Here is a 19,815-nt window from a genome sequence, read left to right as displayed (position 1 = left end):
CTGAGCCGGCGCCATCGAAGCCAGGGTTAGCGCATGGCTGTCCGGGCGGCGCGCGGAGTTCGCCGGAGTCCGAGACCCCGGATCGTGTCGATGAGAGGGCAAGCGGCCAATCTCGTGCTGGCCACCTGGATCTCGGTGGTCAACTTCTGGGCGTGGAACCTGATCGGCCCGCTGTCGACCAGCTACGCGCGTGACATGTCACTGTCCAGCGCCGAGGCGTCGCTGCTCGTCGCCACCCCGATCCTGGTGGGCGCCCTTGGCCGCATCGTCACCGGGCCGCTCACCGACCGCTTCGGCGGGCGCGCCATGCTCATCGCGGTGACGCTGGCGTCGATCCTCCCGGTGCTCGCGGTCGGGGTCGCGGGAACCATGGGCTCCTACGCGTTGCTGGTGTTTTTCGGGCTCTTCCTGGGCGTTGCCGGCACGGTCTTCGCCGTCGGCATCCCGTTCGCCAACAACTGGTACCAGCCGGCGCGGCGCGGTTTCGCCACCGGCGTGTTCGGTATGGGCATGGTCGGCACCGCGCTCTCGGCGTTCTTCACCCCGCGGTTTGTACGGTGGTTCGGGCTATTCACCACCCACGCCATCGTCGCGGCCGCGCTCGCGTCGACCGCCGTGGTGGCCATGGTCGTGCTTCGTGATGCACCCTACTTTCGGCCCAACGCCGACCCGGTGCTGCCCAGGCTCAAGGCCGCGGCACGGTTGCCGGTGACCTGGGAGATGTCGTTTCTGTACGCGATCGTGTTCGGCGGGTTCGTGGCGTTCAGCAACTACCTGCCCACCTACATCACCACGATCTACGGGTTCTCCACGGTCGACGCGGGCGCTCGCACCGCCGGGTTCGCCCTGGCGGCGGTGCTGGCCCGGCCGGTGGGCGGGTGGCTCTCCGACCGGATCGCACCGAGGCACGTGGTGCTGGCCTCGCTCGCCGGGACCGCGCTGCTGGCGTTCGCCGCGGCGTTGCAGCCGCCGCCGGAGGTGTGGTCGGCGGCCACCTTCATCACCCTGGCGGTCTGCCTCGGCGTGGGCACCGGCGGCGTGTTCGCGTGGGTGGCCCGCCGCGCCCCGGCCGCATCGGTCGGCTCGGTCACCGGAATCGTCGCCGCGGCAGGCGGATTGGGCGGTTACTTCCCGCCGCTGGTGATGGGCGCGACCTACGACCCGGTCGACAACGACTACACGGTCGGGTTGCTGCTGCTGGTCGCGACCGCGCTGGTCGCGTGTACCTACACCGCGCTGCACGCGCGGGAGCCGGTGAGTGAGGAGGCGTCCAGGTGACGGTGACACCACGGACCGGCAGCCGCATCGAGGAGCTGCTTGCACGCAGCGGCCGGTTCTTCATCCCGGGTGAGATCTCGGCGGATCTGCGTACCGTGACCCGCCGCGGCGGCCGCGACGGCGACGTGTTCTATCGAGACCGGTGGAGCCACGACAAGGTGGTCCGCTCCACACACGGGGTGAATTGCACCGGGTCGTGTTCTTGGAAGATCTACGTCAAAGACGGCATCATCACCTGGGAGACGCAGGAGACCGACTATCCGTCGGTGGGCCCGGACCGGCCCGAGTATGAGCCCCGCGGCTGCCCGCGCGGCGCGGCGTTTTCCTGGTACACGTATTCGCCGACGCGGGTGCGCCATCCGTACGCCCGCGGCGTGCTTGTCGAGATGTATCGGGAGGCGAAGGCACGTTTGGGTGATCCGGTGGCGGCCTGGGCCGACATCCAGGCCGACCCGCGGCGGCGCCGCCGCTACCAGCGCGCCCGCGGCAAGGGCGGGCTGGTCCGGGTCAGCTGGGCCGAGGCCACCGAGATGATCGCCGCCGCCCACGTGCACACCATCTCCACATACGGCCCGGACCGGGTCGCCGGCTTCTCCCCCATCCCGGCGATGTCCATGGTGAGCCACGCCGCGGGGTCGCGGTTCGTGGAGCTAATCGGCGGGGTGATGACGTCGTTCTACGACTGGTACGCCGACCTGCCGGTGGCCTCCCCGCAGGTGTTCGGCGACCAGACCGACGTGCCGGAGTCCGGAGATTGGTGGGACGCCACGTATTTGGTGATGTGGGGCTCCAACGTCCCGGTCACCCGCACCCCCGACGCGCACTGGATGGCCGAGGTGCGCTACCGTGGCACCAAGGTCGTCTCGGTGAGCCCGGACTACGCCGACAACACCAAGTTCGCCGACGAGTGGATGCCGTGTGCCGCCGGCACCGACGGCGCGCTGGCGATGGCGATGGGACATGTGATCCTGTCGGAATGCTTTGTGCGTACCCGTGTTCCGTTCTTCGTCGACTACGTGCGCCAATACACCGACCTGCCGTTCTTGGTGAAGCTCGAGCGCCGCGGCAACGCCCTGGTACCGGCCAAGATGCTCACCGCCGCCGATCTCGGGCACGAGGGCGAGACTGTAGAAAACGCAGCGTTCAAGCCGGTGCTGCTCGACGGGGCCAGCGACACCGTCGCCGTGCCAAACGGCGCGCTCGGATTCCGCCACGGCGACGACGGACTCGGCAAATGGAACCTGGACCTCGGTGAGCTGGTGCCCGCCCTGACCGTCGCACCGCCGAGCGGCGAACCCGGTGAGACCGCGCTGATCACGCTGCCCCGCTTCGACACCGCCGACGGGCACGGCGACACACTGGCACGCGGGGTTCCGGTGCGCCGGGTCGGCGAGCACCGGGTGTGCACGGTGTTCGACCTGATGCTGGCCCACTATGGGGTGGCCCGGCCGGGACTTCCCGGCGACTGGCCGAGCGGCTACGACGATCCCGAACACCCGTACACCCCCGCCTGGCAGCAAGCCATTACCGGCGTCTGCGCCGGACAAGCCGCGCGAATTGCCCGCGAATTCGCCCGCAACGCGCAGGAATCCGGCGGCAAATCGATGATCATCATGGGCGCCGGCATCTGCCATTGGTTTCACGGTGATGCCACCTACCGGGCGGTGCTGGCGCTGCTGCTGCTCACCGGATCGATGGGCCGCAACGGGGGCGGCTGGGCCCACTACGTCGGTCAGGAGAAGTGCCGCCCGGTCACCGGTTGGGCGACGATGGCGATGGCCACCGACTGGTCGCGCCCGCCCCGACAGATGGCCGGCACGTCGTACTGGTATGCCCACACCGACCAGTGGCGCTACGACGGCTACCGCGCCGATGCGCTCGCCAGCCCGCTGAGCCGGGGCCGGTTCACCGGCAAGCACACCATGGACGTGCTGGCCGCCGCGGCGGCGATGGGCTGGACCCCGTTCTACCCACAGTTCGACCGATCCAGCCTCGACGTGACCGACGAAGCCCGCGCCGCCGGCATGGAGATATCGGCCTATGTCGCCGAGCAGCTGGCGTCCGGTCAGCTCAAGCTGGCGGTCACCGACCCCGACAATCCGGCTAACTGGCCCCGGGTACTCAACGTGTGGCGGGCCAACCTGATGGGATCGTCGAGCAAGGGCAACGAGTACTTCCTGCGGCATCTGCTCGGCACCACGTCCAATCTGCGGGCAACACCCGCACCGGAGCCGTTGCGGCCCAACGATGTTGCCTGGCCGAGCGACATCCCCGAAGGCAAGCTCGACCTGCTGATGTCGATCGACTTCCGGATGACGTCGACCACCTTGCTCTCCGACGTCGTGCTGCCGGCCGCCACCTGGTATGAGAAGGCCGACCTGTCCAGCACCGACATGCATCCCTTCGTGCACGCGTTCACCCCGGCGATCGACCCGCCGTGGGAGACCCGCTCGGACTACGAAGCGTTCGGCGCGATCGCACGGGCCTTCTCCGCGCTGGCCAAGACGCATCTGGGCACCCGCACCGACGTGATGCTGACCCCGCTGCAACACGACACCCCCGGGGCGATGGCGTATCCCGGCGGCGTCGAACACGATTGGCGGTGCGCCGGCGAAACCCCGGTGCCCGGTAAGACAATGGGCACGCTTGCGGTGGTGGCACGTGACTACGCCGCGATAGCCGACAAATGGGCCGCGCTCGGTCCCCTCGTCGAGCGGCTCGGCGTCACTACCAAGGGTGTCACCACACTGCCCGCTCCCGAGGTCGCCGATCTCGCCGCCAGGTTCGGTGTGCTGGATTCCGGTGCCGCCCAGGGCCGCCCGGCGATCACGTCGGCGCAGCGGATGGCCGACGTGATCCTTGCGCTGTCGGGCACCAGCAACGGGCGCCTGGCCGTGCAGGGTTTCCGCGAACTCGAACGCCGAACGGGACGCCCGCTGGCGCACCTGGCCGAGGGCAGCGCGCAACGGCGCATCACCTACGCCGACGCTTCGGCCCGGCCGGTCCCAGTGATCACCAGCCCCGAGTGGTCGGGTAGCGAGACCGGTGGCCGCCGCTACGCGCCGTTCACGCTCAACATCGAGCAGCTCAAGCCGTTTCACACGCTGACCGGCCGCATGCATTTCTACCTCGACCACGATTGGCTGGAAGAACTCGGCGAGCAGCTACCCATCTACCGGCCCCCGCTGGACATGGCGCGGCTGTTCGGCGAGCAGCCGGTTGACGACGGGATCGGGGTGACGGTGCGCTATCTGACCCCGCACTCGAAGTGGTCGATCCACTCCGAATACCAAGACAACCTGCTGATGCTGTCGCTGTCACGGGGCGGACCGACCATGTGGATGAGCCCGGCCGACGCGGCGAAAATCGCGGTCCGCGACAACGATTGGGTCGAGGCGCTCAACCGCAACGGGGTGGTGGTGTGCCGCGCCATCGTCTCGCACCGCATGCCCCAGGGCGTGGTGTTCGTCTATCACGCCCAGGAACGCACCATCGACACGCCGCTCTCCGAGACCACCGGCCAGCGCGGCGGCATTCATAACTCGCTGACCCGGTTGCTGGTCAAACCCAGCCACCTTGCCGGTGGCTACGCGCAGACCGCGTTCGCGTTCAACTACCTCGGCCCCACCGGCAATCAGCGTGACGAAGTCACGGTGGTGCGCCGCCGCTGTCAGGAGGTGACCTACCGGTGAAGGTCATGGCGCAGCTGGCGATGGTGATGAACCTCGACAAATGCATCGGTTGCCATACCTGCTCGGTGACCTGCAAGCAGGCCTGGACCAATCGCTCGGGAACCGAGTACGTCTGGTTCAACAACGTCGAAACCCGCCCGGGTCAAGGCTATCCACGCACCTACGAAGACCAGGAGCAATGGCGGGGCGGCTGGATGCGGGATCGCCGCGGCCGGTTGCGGTTGCGCGACGGTGGCCGGCTCGCCAAGCTCGTGCGGATCTTCGCCAACCCCAAGCTGCCCAGCATCGCCGACTACTACGAGCCGTGGACCTACGACTACGAAAACCTCACCACCGCTCCACTGGGGAAGCACATGCCGGTGGCACCGCCGCGCAGCCTGATCAGCGGCCAGCCGATGAAAGTCAAGTGGTCGGCCAATTGGGACGACGACCTCGGCGGCTCACCGCAGATCGTTCCCGAGGACCCGGTGCTGAAAAAGGTTGGCACGCGGGTGCAGCTCGAACTCGAGCAGGCCTTCATGTTTTACCTGCCGCGGATCTGCGAGCACTGCCTGAACCCGTCGTGTGTGGCGTCGTGTCCGTCGGGGGCGATGTACAAGCGCACCGAGGACGGCATCGTGCTCGTCGACCAGGACCGCTGCCGCGGCTGGCGGATGTGTGTGTCCGGGTGCCCATACAAGAAGGTGTATTTCAACCACAAGACCGGCAAGGCCGAAAAGTGCACCCTGTGCTATCCGCGCATCGAGGTGGGGTTGCCGACGGTGTGCTCGGAAACGTGTGTGGGGCGGCTGCGCTATCTGGGTCTGGTGCTCTATGACGTCGATCAGGTGCTGCAGGCCGCGTCGGTGGAAAGCGACACCGACCTCTACGAGGCGCAGCGCCGGATCCTGCTGGACCCGCACGATCCGCGGGTGATCGCCGGGGCGCGCGCGGAAGGCATCGCCGACGAGTGGATCGAGGCCGCCCAGCGGTCCCCGGTGTACGCGTTGATCAACACCTACCGGGTGGCGCTGCCGCTACATCCGGAGTACCGGACCATGCCGATGGTCTGGTACATCCCGCCGCTGTCGCCGGTGGTCGACGCGGTCAGCCGCTACGGGCACGACGGGGAGGACCTGGGCAATTTGTTCGGCGCGATCGAGGCGCTGCGGATTCCGATCGCCTATCTGGCCGAGCTGTTCACCGCGGGCGACACCGAGGTGGTCGCGGGCGTGTTGCGGCGGCTGGCGGCGATGCGCTGCTACATGCGCGACATCACCCTGGGCCGCGACACCCAGCCCCACATCCCGGAATCGGTCGGGATGACCGAAGAACAGATCTACCAGATGTACCGGCTGCTGGCTGTGGCGAAATACGAAGAGCGCTATGTCATTCCGACGACGTATCCGACAGAGCCGCGGATGATCGAGGAGCCCGGCTGCGCGTTGTCATTCGAGGGCGGGCCGGGCATGTTTGAGTCGGGGCCGTTCGGCGAGGCCAGCGGCGGACCCGTGCCGGTGGCGGTGGAGACGTTCCACGCGCTGCACCACCGGCAGACCCAGGAAGGCATGGCCGCCAACGCAACACGTCTCTCCCGGGTGAACCTGCTCAACTGGGACGGCCGAGGCGTGCCCGCAGGCATCTTCCCGGATCGGAGTGCACGGTGAGGCTGCGCAATCGGCTGGTGTGGCAATGCGCCTCGGTGCTGCTGACCTACCCGAACTCACGGCAACTCGGCACCGCAGAGGAATTGCTGGCCCACATCGACGGTCCGGCCGCGGATCTGTTGGGGCGCACGGTCTCTGAGCTGCGCCGTGCCGATCCGCTGACCGCGGCGACCCGCTACGTCGACACCTTCGACCTGCGAGGCCGCGCCACCCTGTACCTGACCTACTGGACCGCCGGCGACACCCGCAACCGCGGCCGGGAGATGCTGGCCTTCGCCCAGACCTACCGCAGCACCGACGTCGCACCACCGCGCGGCGAGACCCCGGACTTCCTGCCGGTGGTGCTCGAATTCGCCGCGACCGTCGACCCCGAGGCGGGACGACGGTTGCTGAGCGGGTACCGCGTGCCCATCGCCGCGCTGCGGAATGCCCTGACCGAGGCCGCATCACCATACGCACACACGGTGGCCGCGGTGTGCCGGACGCTCCCGGCCGTCACCGATGGGGAGGCGCATCGGCTGACGCACGCCGGCCCGCCGACCGAATCCGTGGGGCTTCAACCCTTTACGTTGGCCGTTCCGCCTCGGCGGGTGACATGATGGACGAACTCTTCTGGACCGTCGTGCCGTATGTGACGATGACGATCGTCGCGGTCGGCTCCTGGTGGCGCCACCGCTATGACAAATTCGGCTGGACCACCCGCTCGTCCCAGCTGTACGAGTCGCGGCTGCTGCGGATCGCCAGCCCGATGTTTCATTTCGGCATCCTGGTGGTCATCGTCGGCCACGGTATCGGGCTCGTGATCCCGCAGTCGTGGACCCTGGCCGCCGGTTTGAGCGAGGGCGCATATCACGTGCAGGCCGTCGTACTGGGGTCGATCGCCGGCATCACCACCTTGGCCGGCGTTACCCTGCTGATCTACCGGCGGCGCACCCGCGGGCCGGTGTTCATGGCTACCACCGTCAACGACAAGGTGATGTACCTCGTGCTGGTGGCGGCGATCGTCGCGGGACTGGGTGCGACGGCGTTGGGCTCCGGCGTTGTCGGCGAGGCGTACAACTACCGCGAGACGGTGTCGGTGTGGTTCCGCTCGGTGTGGGTGCTGCAACCGCGCGGGGACCTGATGGCCGAGGCTCCGCTGTATTACCAGATCCATGTGCTGATCGGGTTGGCGTTGTTCGCGTTGTGGCCGTTCACCCGGCTGGTACACGCGTTCAGCGCCCCGATCGGCTATCTGTTCCGCCCGTACATCGTCTACCGCAGCCGCGAGGAGCTGGTGCTAACGCGGCCGCGGCGGCGCGGGTGGTGACGGGGGTGCGTCTTCGGCGAGCGGACAGGACTGCCCATCGAGATCGACGTTAGCGACACGTCTACTCGTCGAACAAGTCCGCGCTGGCGTCGATTTCGATGCGAGACACGACTTTCGGCCCTGTCGTCACCCGCCTGTGCGGGTGGACGTATGCCCTTTCCGTCGTCCTGCTGTGGGTGACCTGCACCGCTTATGCTGTCTTGATCGCGGTGAGCACGACACGAATCGTCATCTTCCGCAAAGAATTCGCCGACGACCTAGCTGATCCGCGCCGGGGATTTGGGATGTTCACCTTTGTCGCTGCGTCCGACGTGCTCGGCACGCGATTAGTCATCGACGCCCATCGCACCCTCGCATTGGGACTGCTCATCGTCGGGTTACTCGGCTGGCTCGTACTCGGCTACATCGTGCCGTGGACCACAGCCCTCGGCCACCGTCGCCGACCCACATTGCCGTACGCCAATGGCACCTGGTTCATCTGGGTGGTCGCCAGCCAATCCGTTGCGGTGCTGTCCGCCGTGCTGCAAACCGAACTCGAGTCCGGCCGCCGGGAACTGGCGCTGGTAGCCGTATTATGCTGGTCAGTAGGCGCGTTTCTGTACGTCGCTGTCGGCATCCTGGTCGTCGCCCGCCTGCTGCTCTACCCGCTGCGGCCCGCGGATCTCACCCCGCCCTATTGGGTGGCGATGGGCAGATGGGCGCCACGGCTATCACCGTGCTGGCCGGCGCCCACATCGTCGAAATGGCTGATGCACCAATGGCTATCGTCACCAGCGGACTCGTTGCGGGAGCGTCGGTGGTGTTCTGGGCCTTCCTAACGTGGCTGATCCCACCGCTGGTCGCCGCCAGCATATGGAAACATGTCGTCCACCGTGTCCCGCTGCGCTACGAGGCAACGTTGTGGAGCGTCGTGTTCCCGCTCGGCATGTACGGCGTGGGCGTATACCGTCTCGGCCTGGCCGCCCATCTGCCCATCGTCGAAAGCATCAGCGAATTCGAAGGTTGGGTCGCGTTGGCGGTGTGGACGATCACCTTCGTTGCCATGCTGCACCACCTAGCCGCCACCATCGGCCCCAGCGGCCGGTCATCGCACGCCATCGGGGCCGCTGATGACACCCATGCCATCATCTGCCGCCCGCCGCGGTCGTTCGACCACCAAGTTCGAGCGTTTCGTCGAAACCAGCCGATGTAGCTGAGATACCGCCCGACAATGCCATCAGCACCATGACCGCCTGGCCACCAACCGCCCGTAACAAGCGGGACGTCCGCGACGACGCGTGCGCTAGCGCCGTGGCGGTGACAACGACCAGATATGGTCCGAGCACGCGGGCGAACCTCGTGTTCTGGCCTCGGCCAGTTGTGTAGAGCTCATCGCTGTCATCGAGCGATATCCGACCACTGATCCAAGTCGGGGGCTCTGGGGACCGAAGTCCCCGGGCTCGGAGCTATCGGACCTCACGATCACCATGACCAACGTCGGTGACCAGGGGGTTGACGCGGTCTTCGGGGTGATCTACCCACCTCAGGTCGCGCTGCTCAGTTTCGGCAAGCCGGCACAACGAGTTTGCGCCGTCGACGGCGCGATCCACGTCATGACGACCGTGCTGGCTACGCTGCCCGCTGACCACGGCTGCAGCGATGACCATCGCGGCGCGCTGTTCTTCCTGTCGATCAACGAGCTGACGCGGTGCGCCGCAGTAACCGGATGAGGATCTGCCCGAAGGCGGTAGCCCCGTCTTGGGACGGTAGGTCAAACCGGGTGTACATACCCGCTCAATCGCCCAGCACTTCGGGCAGATCACCGGGTTTCCCCGGTATCACCAATACTGCCACCAAACACAGCAGGCGGGAAGGGCGAAAGTCCCTTATCCGACAATAAAACTTCGCTTGTTCGACGCCCGGTTCACCCGATATGCACGGCGCCCAGCCATTCGTGACCGACGTCCCCAGCCCCAAGGCCGAACGACCCTAGGAGCCACGAGCAATTCACAGCGATGATCGCCACAACCCGCGATCGTGAAGGAGCCACCATGATCACGTTTAGGCTGCGCTTGCCGTGCCGGCCGATACTGCGGGTGTTCAGCCGCAATCCGCTGGTGCGTGGGACGGATCGACTCGAGGCGGTCGTCATGCTGCTGGCCGTCACGGTCTCGCTGCTGACTATCCCGTTCGCCGCCGCGGCCGGCACCGCAGTCCATGATTCCCGCAGCCACGTCTATGCCCACCAGGCCCAGACCCGCCATCCCGCAACCGCGACCGTGATCGATCACGAGGGGGTGATCGACAGCAACGCGACCGCCACGTCAGCGCCGCCGCGCACGAAGATCACCGTGCCTGCCCGATGGGTCGTGAACGGAATAGAACGCAGCGGTGAGGTCAACGCGAAGCCGGGAACCAAATCCGGTGACCGCGTCGGCATTTGGGTCGACAGTGCCGGTCAGCTGGTCGATGAACCAGCTCCGCCGGCCCGTGCCATTACGGATGCGGCCCTGGCCGCCTTGGGACTCTGGTTGAGCGTCGCCGCGGTTGCGGGCGCCCTGCTGGCGCTCACTCGGGCGATTCTGATCCGCGTTCGCAACGCCAGTTGGCAACACGACATCGACAGCCTGTTCTGCACGCAGCGGTGACAACCGTCCGGTAGCGGCAACCAGGGCTCCGCCAAGCTGGACCGCGACCGTACTCTGGACGGCATGGCCGTTGAATCCAGCATGCTCGCCCTCGGCACCCCCGCGCCGTCGTTCACACTGCCCCAGCCGGCGACCGGCGCCACGGTCAGCCTCGACGAGCTCACGGGTCCCGCCCTCGTCGTCACCTTCATCTGTAACCACTGCCCGTACGTGCAACACGTCGCCGCCGGATTGGCCACGCTCGGCCGGGACCTCGCCGATCAAGGCGTCCCGATGGTCGGTATCTCCAGTAACGACGTCGTCACCTACCCGCAGGACGGGCCCGATCAGATGGTCGCCGAGGCCCGCCGCCACGGCTGGACGTTCCCGTATCTCTACGACGAAACCCAAGACGTCGCCCGCGCCTTCTCCGCGGCCTGCACACCCGACACGTTCGTCTTCGACGGCCAGCGCCGACTTGTCTACCGTGGTCAGCTCGACGACTCCCGCCCGGGCAATGGCCGACCGGTGACGGCCGCCGACGTCCGGGCCGCGGTCGACGCCCTGCTCGCCGGGCGGCCAGTCAACCCCGACCAACGACCGTCGATCGGGTGCGGCATCAAGTGGCGCTAGGCCGCGCCGTCACCTGCGGCCGGGAAGCTTCATCACGGTGCGCACGATGGGTAACAGCGACTTCTGCCAGACTGTGGCCGGGATGCCGAAGGGCGGATCGAGATTGAACACGCGGGCGGTCGCGATCGTCTGTGATTCGGTGTACTTGAGCAAGCCCTCCGGACCGTGCCGGCGGCCGACCCCCGAGAGGCCCATCCCGCCCATCGGCGCGCTGAGGCTGCCCCAGGCGAACGCGTACCCCTCGTCGACGTTCACCGTCCCCGACCGCAGCCGGGCGGCGATCCTCTGGCCCTCCGCGGTGGAGCCGGCCCAGACGCTGGCGTTGAGCCCGTAGTCGGTGTCGTTGGCCTTTTCGACGGCTTCGTCCACGTCGGCGACCGGGTAGATCGAGACCACCGGCCCGAACGTCTCGTTGGCCGCGCATTCCATTTCGGGTGCGACGTTGGTCAGCACGGTCGGCTCGTAGAACAGCGGCCCGATGTCGGGTCGAGCCTTGCCGCCCGCAATCACCTTGGCGCCCTTGGCCGTCGCGTCATCCACGTGACCGGACACGGTTTTCAGCTGTGCTTCGGAGATCAAACTACCCATGTCGACCGAGAAGTCGTATGCGGTGCCGAGCTTCATGTTCCGCACCGCATCGCCGAACTTCCGGGTGAACTCCTCGGCGATGTCCTTTTCGACGTAGATCCGCTCAATGGAGATGCACAGCTGGCCGGCGTTCGAGAAGCAGGCACGGGTGGCCGCCTTGGCGACCTTGTCGAGGTTGGCACCCCGCGCCACGATCATGGGGTTCTTGCCGCCAAGTTCGGCCGAGAAACCGATAAGCCGGCGGCCGGCGTGCTCGGCGAGGCGGCTGCCGGTCGCCGATGAACCGGTGAACATCAGGTAGTCGCAGTTGTCGGTGATGGCGGTGCCCACCACCGAGCCCGGACCGGGCACGATCGCATACAGCGCTCGCGGCAGACCCGCCCGATACAGCAGCTCGGCACACGCGAGCGCACAATACGGCGTCTGGCTGTCCGGCTTGAGCACCACCGCGTTACCGGCCACCAGCGCGGGCACCGAGTCCGACACCGTAAGCGTCATGGGGTAGTTCCACGGCGAGATCACCCCCACCACGCCCTTCGGTTGATAGCACACCGTGGTCTTGCCTATCCCGGGCAGCAGCGGCTGTGCCTTACGGGGCTTCAGCAGGTCCACACAGACTCGTGCGTAATAGTTCGCGTTCGCGATCAGATCGACAATTTCCTCTTGCGCCGCCCATCGGGCCTTGCCCGCCTCGGCTTGCAGGAGGTCCATGAGGAACTCGCGGTTCTCGATGACCAGGTCGCGATAGCGGCGGATGACTGCAGCTCGCTCGGTGACGGGACGCTTCGCCCAGTCGGCCTGCGCCGCGCGAGCTTCGGCGAATGCCGCTTCGACGTCCGCGGCCGTGCCGACCGGAATCGTAGTCAACGGCTTGCCGGTGAAGACCTCGTCGATCGTCCTGGTCGGACGTGCGGCGACGTCCTTGATCGCGGCCAGGTTACGCAAGCGATCGAAAACCTCGGCCGAGGGTGCAGGCATATCGTCACCTCTTTCGAAGAAATGCGGGTGTCTAGGGCACAGAGTATCGGCCTGCGATTGGTGACCAAAGGCATTCTCGACGAATGCCGGGTTCTTCTTGTTCAGGTGGCATCAATACGGGTTGTGGGGCCAAGCCGTGCACGCCGCAGCGCCTACGCCCTGGCTGAACGGGATCCTCCAGCCAGGGGATTGCCGAATCTCTCGCGACGCCCCAAGCGGTGCAACCAAATTCGCTTCCGGGAGTCCCTTGGGATCCCGGCACGTTACCACGAAGAACCGGCCTCGCGATGTTCATGTTAGTCCAGCTATATTGACACTCATGTGGACGCGACCGCGGAAGGCCAAAGCCATGCTTTCCGCGTTGGTTGACGAAGCGGATCCCCCCACGAAGCTGTTCAGATCGGCCGCCACCGGCCGGGTCGCCGCGGTCCTTGTGTCCGCCGATCATCTTGAGTTCCGCGACGCCGACCGGCACGCGGTGCGGGACGCGCCATGGGCGCGCGGTCGTCACCGAATACGTGCGTGCGCTAGATCGACTGCCGCACGAAATCGCCACTGCAGTGGTTGAAACTGTCAACTGCGCAGACCCTGGTGCAGCGTTCGACGAACTCGATGCAAAAATCAACGCGGGCATGAAGGCCTATGCGATTCCGGGCGTCGCGGTTGCTGTCTGGGCCGGCGGGCAAGAATACGTCAAAGGCTACGGGGTCACCAATGTCGACCATCCGATGCCTGTTGACGGCGACACTGTCTTCAGAATCGGTTCCACCACAAAGACTTTCACAGGTACGGTGATGATGCGGCTGGTCGAGCGAGGCAAGGTGGACCTGGATTCACCTGTGCGCCGCTACATCCCCGACTTCGCGGTAGCCGACGAATCAGCCAGCGCCACGGTTACCGTTCGCCAACTGCTCAACCATACCGCAGGCTGGGATGGTCGCAATGGGCAGGACTTTGGGCGCGGCGATGACGCGGTGGCGCTCTATGTCAAGGCGATGACACGCCTACCGCAGCTCACCCCTCCGGGAACCGCGTTCGCGTACAACAATTCAGGTCTTGTGGTTGCGGGCCGCATCATCGAGCTTGTCGCCGGAACAACCTACGAATCTACGGTTCAGAGGCTGTTGCTTGACCCGCTGCAGCTTGCTCACACTCGCTACTTTTCCGACCAAATAATCGGTCTGAATGTGGCCGCATCGCATAGCGTGGTCGACGGCAAACCGATTGCCGTTACTGACTTTTGGACATTCCCGCGCAGCTGCAACCCCACCGGTGGGTTGATGTCCACAGCGCGAGATCAGCTGCGTTACGCACAGTTCCACCTCGGCGACGGCAGGGCGCCTAACGGTGAGCAGATTCTGAGCCGACAATCGCTGAAGGCAATGCGCTCTAACCCTGGGGCGGGCGGAACACTTTGGGTGGAACTGACCGGGATGGGCGTGACCTGGATGCTGCGGCCCTCCGCGGAGAATGTGACCATCGTTGAGCACGGCGGCACCTGGAAGGGGCAGCGCTCTGGTTTCGTCATGGTGCCCGATCGAAACTTCGCCATGACCGTGCTCACTAACTCTGATGGCGGATTTCATATGATCAACGACCTTTTCGCATCCGACTGGGCATTGCAGAGATTCGCCGGGCTCAGCAATCTTCCGGCCACGCCGCAACGCCTTGGTGCCGTCGACCTGGCGCCCTACGAGGGCCGGTACATCGCCAAGCAAGTCGCCCAAAATGGCGACCTCGAGACAACGGTCATCGATTTCCGGGCCAGGGACGGCCAGCTTGCTGGAAGCATGAGCACCGACGATGCCAACCCGGATGGCCAAAACAGCGCCAATCTGGGCCTCGCCTTCTATCGGCCCGACTATGGGCTCGACCTTGGACCCGACAACAAGCCCACCGGCAGTCGCTCCAACTTCGTGCGCGGGCCGGACGGCAACATCGCCTGGTTCTGTAGCCAGCACGGCCGTCTGTTCCGACGCCAATAGCACAGCACCAGCCGGCTTGGTTTGAGCAGGTGACCTCTGCGGGCAATCAGACGACGCCCGGTGACGATGCGCGCCGTTTGCGGCGCGAGGAGGAACCGGGCAATCAGACTAGGGTGGGCTGGTGGCCCGCACCGACGACGACAACTGGGATCTGACGTCTAGCGTCGGCGTCACCGCGACCATTGTCGCGGTCGGGCGTGCGCTGGCCACCAAGGATCCGCGCGGTTTGATCAGCGATCCGTTCGCCGAACCCCTGGTCCGTGCGGTGGGGCTGGATTTGTTCACCAAGATGATGGACGGTGAACTCGACATGTCGACGATCGCGGACGTTTCACCCGCTGTGGCGCAGGCAATGGTGTACGGAAACGCGGTCCGCACCAAATACTTTGACGACTATCTCCTTAACGCCACCGCTGGGGGGATTCGGCAAGTCGCTATCCTCGCGTCCGGGTTGGACTCCCGGGCCTACCGGCTGCCGTGGCCGACCAGGACGGTGGTATACGAGATCGACCAACCAAAAGTGATGGAGTTCAAGACGACAACCTTAGCCGACCTGGGCGCCGAACCCTCCGCCATCCGGCGCGCCGTGCCCATCGACTTGCGCGCAGACTGGCCGACGGCATTACAAGCCGCCGGGTTTGACTCGGCAGCACCGACGGCGTGGCTGGCCGAGGGGTTACTGATATATCTTAAGCCGCAAACTCAAGACAGGCTGTTCGACAACATCACCGCACTCAGCGCGCCCGGGAGCATGGTAGCCACCGAATTTGTTACCGGTATAGCGGATTTCAGCGCCGAACGAGCGCGGACCATATCCAACCCGTTCCGCTGCCATGGCGTGGACGTCGACTTGGCTTCGTTGGTCTACACCGGCCCACGCAACCACGTCCTCGACTACCTCGCCGCCAAGGGCTGGCAACCCGAAGGCGTGTCGCTGGCAGAACTGTTCCGGCGCAGCGGTCTCGATGTGCGCGCTGCAGACGACGACACCATCTTCATCAGCGGCTGCCTGACCGACCACTCTTCCATTTCACCGCCGACGGCCGCGGGTTGGCGATGAGCGTGAACGGCTTGCCCGGTGCGCACAACGCGGGTCTGCAACCAATCGATAGCAAAGGTTGCCACACGCGTCGCACACGACACACTAAAGTGCTGTTCGTGAGCAAAGGCGTGTTGGCCAACGGCCGGGGCCGCTGGTTGGCAATCGCGGCCTCGCTCGTCGTCTCTGCCGCCATCCTCTATGCCCAAGGCGCAGAGCATACGTGCTGCCGCGAGACCCCGGCGGCAATCCCGACAGGCCCCGACTCTGCGCCGGCCAGCGCACCGCGCATCGCCAGTCCCACGGAAGCGGACTTGTTGGCGGCAAGCGCGCCTGTCGCTGCCCAGCAATTCCAGTTCGCGCTACCTGCTGGCGTTGCGTCGGAAGAGGGGTTGCAGGTCAAGACGATCTGGGTAGCCCGTGCCGTCTCTGTGCTATTTCCTCAGATCACCAACATCTTTGGCTATAGGCAGGATCCCTTGAAGTGGCATCCCAACGGGTTAGCGATCGACGTGATGATCCCGAACCATCACAGCGACGAGGGTATCCAGCTCGGCAACCAAGTCGCCGGACTTGCCTTGGCGAATGCGAAACGATGGGGAGTGCTCCATGTGATCTGGCGGCAGGGCTACTACCCAGGCATCGGCGCGCCGAGCTGGACGGCGGACTACGGCTCAGAAACCCTCAACCACTACGACCACGTCCATATCGCCACCGACGGCGGCGGATACCCAACCGGGCGGGAAACCTACTACGTCGGATCCATGAGCCCTACGCCGCCAGAATGATCGGACGCGACAACCAAACGCAGCTCACCGCGGTTTCCGTCCGGTAAGGGCGACGAGCCGCTGAGTGGGCGTGGCTTCCCCCGCTAGGTCGACGTCGTGTGCGAACAGGCCCCGCGGACGCAGGACGGGAACCAGTTCGGCCGCCACCTGTTGGGCCGCTTCGGCCAGGTGCTCCGGGAGTTCGCCGGCCTGGCCCGTGGCCACCGCTAGGTCCCAACCGTGGACGACGGTGGAGAAGGTGATGATCGCAAGAGCCTGCCCCGCCGGCATCACGCCGATGAAGGTCGACAGCTCCGCGTTCAGATCGCGCACGGTCGACCAGGCCGCCTGCGACCGCCGGGTGATCCGCTGCGTCGCACCGAGGGGGTCGTCCCCGACGATGTCGGCACCGCTGAACACCTGCGCCATGTCCGGTCCGGGTGCTCCGTCGACGGCCGCCGCGAAGGCGTCGATCGAGGCCAGCGCGTGGCTGAGCAGCGCCCGCACGTCCCAGCGGTCGCACGGCGTCGGCGAGGAGTAGCTGTCGGCTTCTATCGACGAAACCAGCGCGACCAGGCGTTGTTCGGCTTCGACGAGGTTTGAATAGAGGTCCATGATCGTCCTTCCCACGGTCAACTTGGGCCCCCTCATGCCGAGGGGCGGATGTTGTGGTTATTGCGGAACACGTTGTCCGGGTCGAGTCGGTTCTTGAGGGTCACCAAACGACTGAACTCCGTTGTGCTGTAAAGTGTTTCGACGTGCATCGGTGCGTCGTCGGCGGTGAAGTTCACATACGCGGTGCCCAGCCCGTACGGGGCGAGCGCCTCGATCGCGTCGCGGGTCCATTGGCGGTGAAGGTCGTCCTCGCGGGCCTCGGTCCAATGGGTGGCGTAGTTGACCATGAATCGCGCGTGCCGGCTCGGGAAGCAGGAACGCTCACCGCCGCGAGCGGCGGCGCCGCCGAGCTGGAAGATTCCGATGAGGCTGTCCGGCGAGGACAGCTGCGCCGTCTGCTCAACTAGCAAGTCGATGGCCTCGTCGTTCAGCTCGGCCAAGTGGTCGGATTTCCAGTAGTAGCGGTGACCGGCCGGGTTGGAGGCGTCCAGCACCGCCTGGTGGGCCAGGAACGGGGTCGGCCACACGGTGTCGGCGACGGGTCTGGCGAGGGACTTGACCGGTCGCAGCGCTTCGATCCCGGTCTGGATGCTCCCGGTGTGGACGGCGCCGATCATGACCACCGGCTTGCCGCGCTGGTCAACGGGAATCCACGGTGCCGGCGGGGCGTGGCGCAAGACCACGATCGTGGTCACCTCCTCGGGTGCCGCAGCGGCGAACTGCCGGTAGCCGCGAAGCACCGCGGGCCCGTCATCCAGCCGGTAGACGACGAAGCCGGCCACGGCGACCGGACCGAACGGATGGGTGGCGAATTCGAATTCGGTGACAATGCCGAAATTGCCGCCCCCGCCCCGCAGGCCCCACATCAGCTCCGGGTCGCGCTCGTCGTCGACGCTTAGGTAGTCGCCGGCGGCGGTGACTAGCCGCACCGCGACCAGGTTGTCGCAGCTCAGTCCGAAACGTCGAGTCGTCCAACCCACCCCGCCGCCCAACGTCAGCCCGCCGACACCGGTGGTGGTGACGATCCCGGCGGGGGCCACCCGGGCGAACGGGACCGTGGCGTGGTCCAAATCGGCGAGCGTGGCACCACCCTGCACCCGTACCCGCCCGGTCGCCGGATCCAGCGAGACGGCCCGCATCGCCGAGAGGTCGATCACCACGCCGCCGTCGCACAGCGCGGTGCCCGCCACGTTGTGCCCGCCGCCACGTACCGCGGTCACCATCCCGGCGTCCACCGCGCGCCGCAGCACCGTTCGGACATCGCACGCGTCGTGGCACGTGGCGATCAAGGCCGGTTCGCGGGCCACCTGCCCGTTCCAGATGGCCCGCACCCTGGGGTAGTCCGGATCACCGGGGACACAAAGCGTTCCCTTGAAATCGTCGAGGGAACCCAGCGTCTTGGTCAGCGTCGCGGTCATGGCCTCTCACCTCCAGCACCAAGCGTTACGCCTCCCACAGGGGGTGCGGGAAGTTCGAATTCCGAACCACGCAGCCAGGGATGGCGACTAGCCTGGTGTCGTGCAGCCGTACGGCCAGTACTGCCCGGTAGCGCGGGCAGCGGAGCTGCTGGGGGACCGCTGGACGCTGCTAATCGTGCGGGAGCTGCTCTTCGGCCCGCTGCGGTTCACCGAAATCGAGCGGGGCCTGCCCGGCATCTCCCGCTCGGTGCTGGCCCAGCGGCTACGCCGACTTCAGCACGACCGCATCATCGAAGCGGTCCCCGAACACGCGGGCGGGGGCTATCGGTTCACGGTGGCCGGCGAGGAGCTACGCCCCGTGCTGCAGACCCTGGGGGACTGGGTCTCCCGTTGGTTGATGGCCGACCCCAGTCCCGCCGAATGCGACCCCGAACTACTCACGTTGTGGATCTCCCGGCGCGTCAACACCGAGGCCCTTCCCGGCCGGCGGGTGGTGGTGGAGTTCCGCTACCACGGCGAGCGGCCACTGTGGGCTTGGCTCGTGTTGGAACCTGGGGACATCTCGGTGTGCCTGCACGATCCATGCCTACCTGTCGACCTCACGGTGCGCGGCCATCCTCGAGATCTGTATCGGGTCTACAGCGGCCGCAGTACCCTGGCCGCCGAGATCTCCGCCGAGCGCATCGAACTGGACGGCCTGCCGGCGATGCGGCGCGCGTTCCCATCCTGGATGGCTTGGAGTCCCTTCGCCCCGGCCATGCGGCAAGCCGTGGTGTCCGTAGACCAGATACCGGAGGCTCATGGTGGGTAATGAAGAGAACGAACTCCAGGACCTGCGGAACCTGCGGCGACCATGCTTCAGCCGAGCGGAAGCGCCCATCGGCGTCTACAACGGCGAGCAAGCCATCATCGTCTACGATCTGAGACCGGTGCCGCATTGGCCAAAGTATTGGATCCAAGCACTAGCCAAACACTTCCAGCGCCAACTCAAACCATCACCAAAGATCGACATTTCGCTGCTCGACGACCGTATTCGGTTCTCGGTTTTCGTATCGACCGACGTGTCCGCAAAGGATCTATGCAAGCTGGACGATGCCGTCTACAACGCCGTGAGAAACGCCGGTCGTGCCATCGAAAATGAGCAGGTGGCGCTTGACCACAAGCTCGCCGAGGTACGCAAGCGTCGTATGGATACCTGGGACGAGTCATATTTCCGCTAATAAGCCCATCGCCCTGGAACTCGGTTACGTGGGCACAAGCC

16 protein-coding genes and 2 pseudogenes are annotated in these 19,815 nt (G+C 66.1%); 15 read left to right on the top strand and 3 right to left on the bottom strand.

Annotated elements, in window-relative coordinates:
- The first annotated feature begins 90 nt into the window (after window positions 1-90).
- From narK to MCAN_RS09125, 10 genes and pseudogenes are all read left to right on the top strand, one after another.
- Window positions 91-1,278 (top strand): nitrate transporter NarK, encoded by a 1,188-nt coding sequence (narK, locus tag MCAN_RS09165; RefSeq protein WP_014000913.1) that lies wholly within the window; start codon window positions 91-93, stop codon window positions 1,276-1,278.
- Entirely contained in the window at window positions 1,275-4,970 is a 3,696-nt protein-coding gene (locus MCAN_RS09160) for a nitrate reductase subunit alpha (RefSeq protein ID WP_014000912.1), read from the top strand. The genes narK and MCAN_RS09160 overlap by 4 nt, the downstream gene beginning before the upstream one ends.
- Window positions 4,967-6,616: a nitrate reductase subunit beta gene (narH, locus tag MCAN_RS09155; protein ID WP_014000911.1), complete on the top strand. Its 1,650-nt coding sequence runs from the start codon at window positions 4,967-4,969 to the stop codon at window positions 6,614-6,616. The genes MCAN_RS09160 and narH overlap by 4 nt, the downstream gene beginning before the upstream one ends.
- A gap of 14 nt (window positions 6,617-6,630) precedes the next feature.
- Window positions 6,631-7,101: pseudogene (narJ, locus tag MCAN_RS09150) on the top strand (nitrate reductase molybdenum cofactor assembly chaperone); the annotation flags it as partial.
- Between the two features lie 104 nt (window positions 7,102-7,205).
- Window positions 7,206-7,925 (top strand): annotated as a pseudogene (gene narI / locus MCAN_RS09145) (respiratory nitrate reductase subunit gamma); the annotation flags it as partial.
- Between the two features lie 98 nt (window positions 7,926-8,023).
- Entirely contained in the window at window positions 8,024-8,743 is a 720-nt protein-coding gene (locus tag MCAN_RS23530) for a tellurite resistance/C4-dicarboxylate transporter family protein (protein ID WP_230864983.1), read from the top strand.
- Window positions 8,668-9,117 (top strand): SLAC1 family transporter, encoded by a 450-nt coding sequence (locus MCAN_RS22390; RefSeq protein ID WP_230864982.1) that lies wholly within the window; start codon window positions 8,668-8,670, stop codon window positions 9,115-9,117. Before MCAN_RS23530 ends, MCAN_RS22390 begins: the two co-directional genes overlap by 76 nt.
- Window positions 9,118-9,391: 274 nt before the next feature.
- Window positions 9,392-9,634: a 2-oxo acid dehydrogenase subunit E2 gene (locus tag MCAN_RS09135; protein ID WP_014000907.1), complete on the top strand. Its 243-nt coding sequence runs from the start codon at window positions 9,392-9,394 to the stop codon at window positions 9,632-9,634.
- Window positions 9,635-9,919: 285 nt separating this feature from the next.
- Window positions 9,920-10,552 carry an Rv1733c family protein gene (locus MCAN_RS09130; protein WP_014000906.1) on the top strand — a complete coding sequence of 211 codons (633 nt, stop codon included), beginning with the start codon at window positions 9,920-9,922 and terminating at the stop codon, window positions 10,550-10,552.
- Between the two features lie 63 nt (window positions 10,553-10,615).
- Window positions 10,616-11,164 carry a thioredoxin family protein gene (locus MCAN_RS09125; protein ID WP_003408503.1) on the top strand — a complete coding sequence of 183 codons (549 nt, stop codon included), beginning with the start codon at window positions 10,616-10,618 and terminating at the stop codon, window positions 11,162-11,164.
- A 9-nt stretch (window positions 11,165-11,173) separates the two neighbouring features.
- Here MCAN_RS09125 and MCAN_RS09120 read toward each other — a convergent pair whose 3' ends face one another.
- The gene (locus tag MCAN_RS09120; RefSeq protein WP_014000905.1) at window positions 11,174-12,730 is read right to left on the bottom strand and encodes a succinic semialdehyde dehydrogenase; all 1,557 of its coding nucleotides are present in this window, start codon (window positions 12,728-12,730) and stop codon (window positions 11,174-11,176) included.
- Between the two features lie 431 nt (window positions 12,731-13,161).
- On the opposite strand from MCAN_RS09120, the gene MCAN_RS09115 reads away from it, so the two are divergent.
- The 3 genes from MCAN_RS09115 (at window position 13,162) to MCAN_RS09105 (ending at window position 16,542) form a co-directional block, all read left to right on the top strand.
- Window positions 13,162-14,715: a serine hydrolase domain-containing protein gene (locus MCAN_RS09115; RefSeq protein ID WP_003408499.1), complete on the top strand. Its 1,554-nt coding sequence runs from the start codon at window positions 13,162-13,164 to the stop codon at window positions 14,713-14,715.
- Window positions 14,716-14,836: 121 nt separating this feature from the next.
- Window positions 14,837-15,775, top strand: coding sequence for a class I SAM-dependent methyltransferase (locus MCAN_RS09110; RefSeq protein WP_014000904.1), 939 nt, complete (start codon window positions 14,837-14,839; stop codon window positions 15,773-15,775).
- Complete coding sequence (locus MCAN_RS09105; RefSeq protein WP_014000903.1) at window positions 15,772-16,542, top strand: hypothetical protein; 771 nt, start codon at window positions 15,772-15,774, stop codon at window positions 16,540-16,542. Before MCAN_RS09110 ends, MCAN_RS09105 begins: the two co-directional genes overlap by 4 nt.
- 24 nt (window positions 16,543-16,566) lie before the next feature.
- Here MCAN_RS09105 and MCAN_RS09100 read toward each other — a convergent pair whose 3' ends face one another.
- Together MCAN_RS09100 and MCAN_RS09095 are read right to left on the bottom strand one after the other, a co-directional pair.
- Complete coding sequence (locus tag MCAN_RS09100; RefSeq protein WP_003408493.1) at window positions 16,567-17,136, bottom strand: TIGR03086 family metal-binding protein; 570 nt, start codon at window positions 17,134-17,136, stop codon at window positions 16,567-16,569.
- 32 nt (window positions 17,137-17,168) lie between these two features.
- Window positions 17,169-18,554 carry an FAD-binding oxidoreductase gene (locus tag MCAN_RS09095; RefSeq protein WP_014000902.1) on the bottom strand — a complete coding sequence of 462 codons (1,386 nt, stop codon included), beginning with the start codon at window positions 18,552-18,554 and terminating at the stop codon, window positions 17,169-17,171.
- A gap of 100 nt (window positions 18,555-18,654) precedes the next feature.
- On the opposite strand from MCAN_RS09095, the gene MCAN_RS09090 reads away from it, so the two are divergent.
- Window positions 18,655-19,365, top strand: a complete 711-nt coding sequence (locus tag MCAN_RS09090; protein WP_014000901.1) for a winged helix-turn-helix transcriptional regulator — start codon at window positions 18,655-18,657, stop codon at window positions 19,363-19,365.
- Window positions 19,355-19,774 (top strand): hypothetical protein, encoded by a 420-nt coding sequence (locus MCAN_RS09085; RefSeq protein WP_014000900.1) that lies wholly within the window; start codon window positions 19,355-19,357, stop codon window positions 19,772-19,774. Before MCAN_RS09090 ends, MCAN_RS09085 begins: the two co-directional genes overlap by 11 nt.
- The last annotated feature ends 41 nt before the right edge of the window (window positions 19,775-19,815 follow it).

This window comes from Mycobacterium canetti CIPT 140010059 (genome assembly GCF_000253375.1).
Lineage (GTDB): Bacteria > Actinomycetota > Actinomycetes > Mycobacteriales > Mycobacteriaceae > Mycobacterium > Mycobacterium tuberculosis.
The sequence above is the reverse complement of the archived record's forward strand: the minus strand, read 5'-3'. Positions and strand labels throughout refer to the sequence as shown.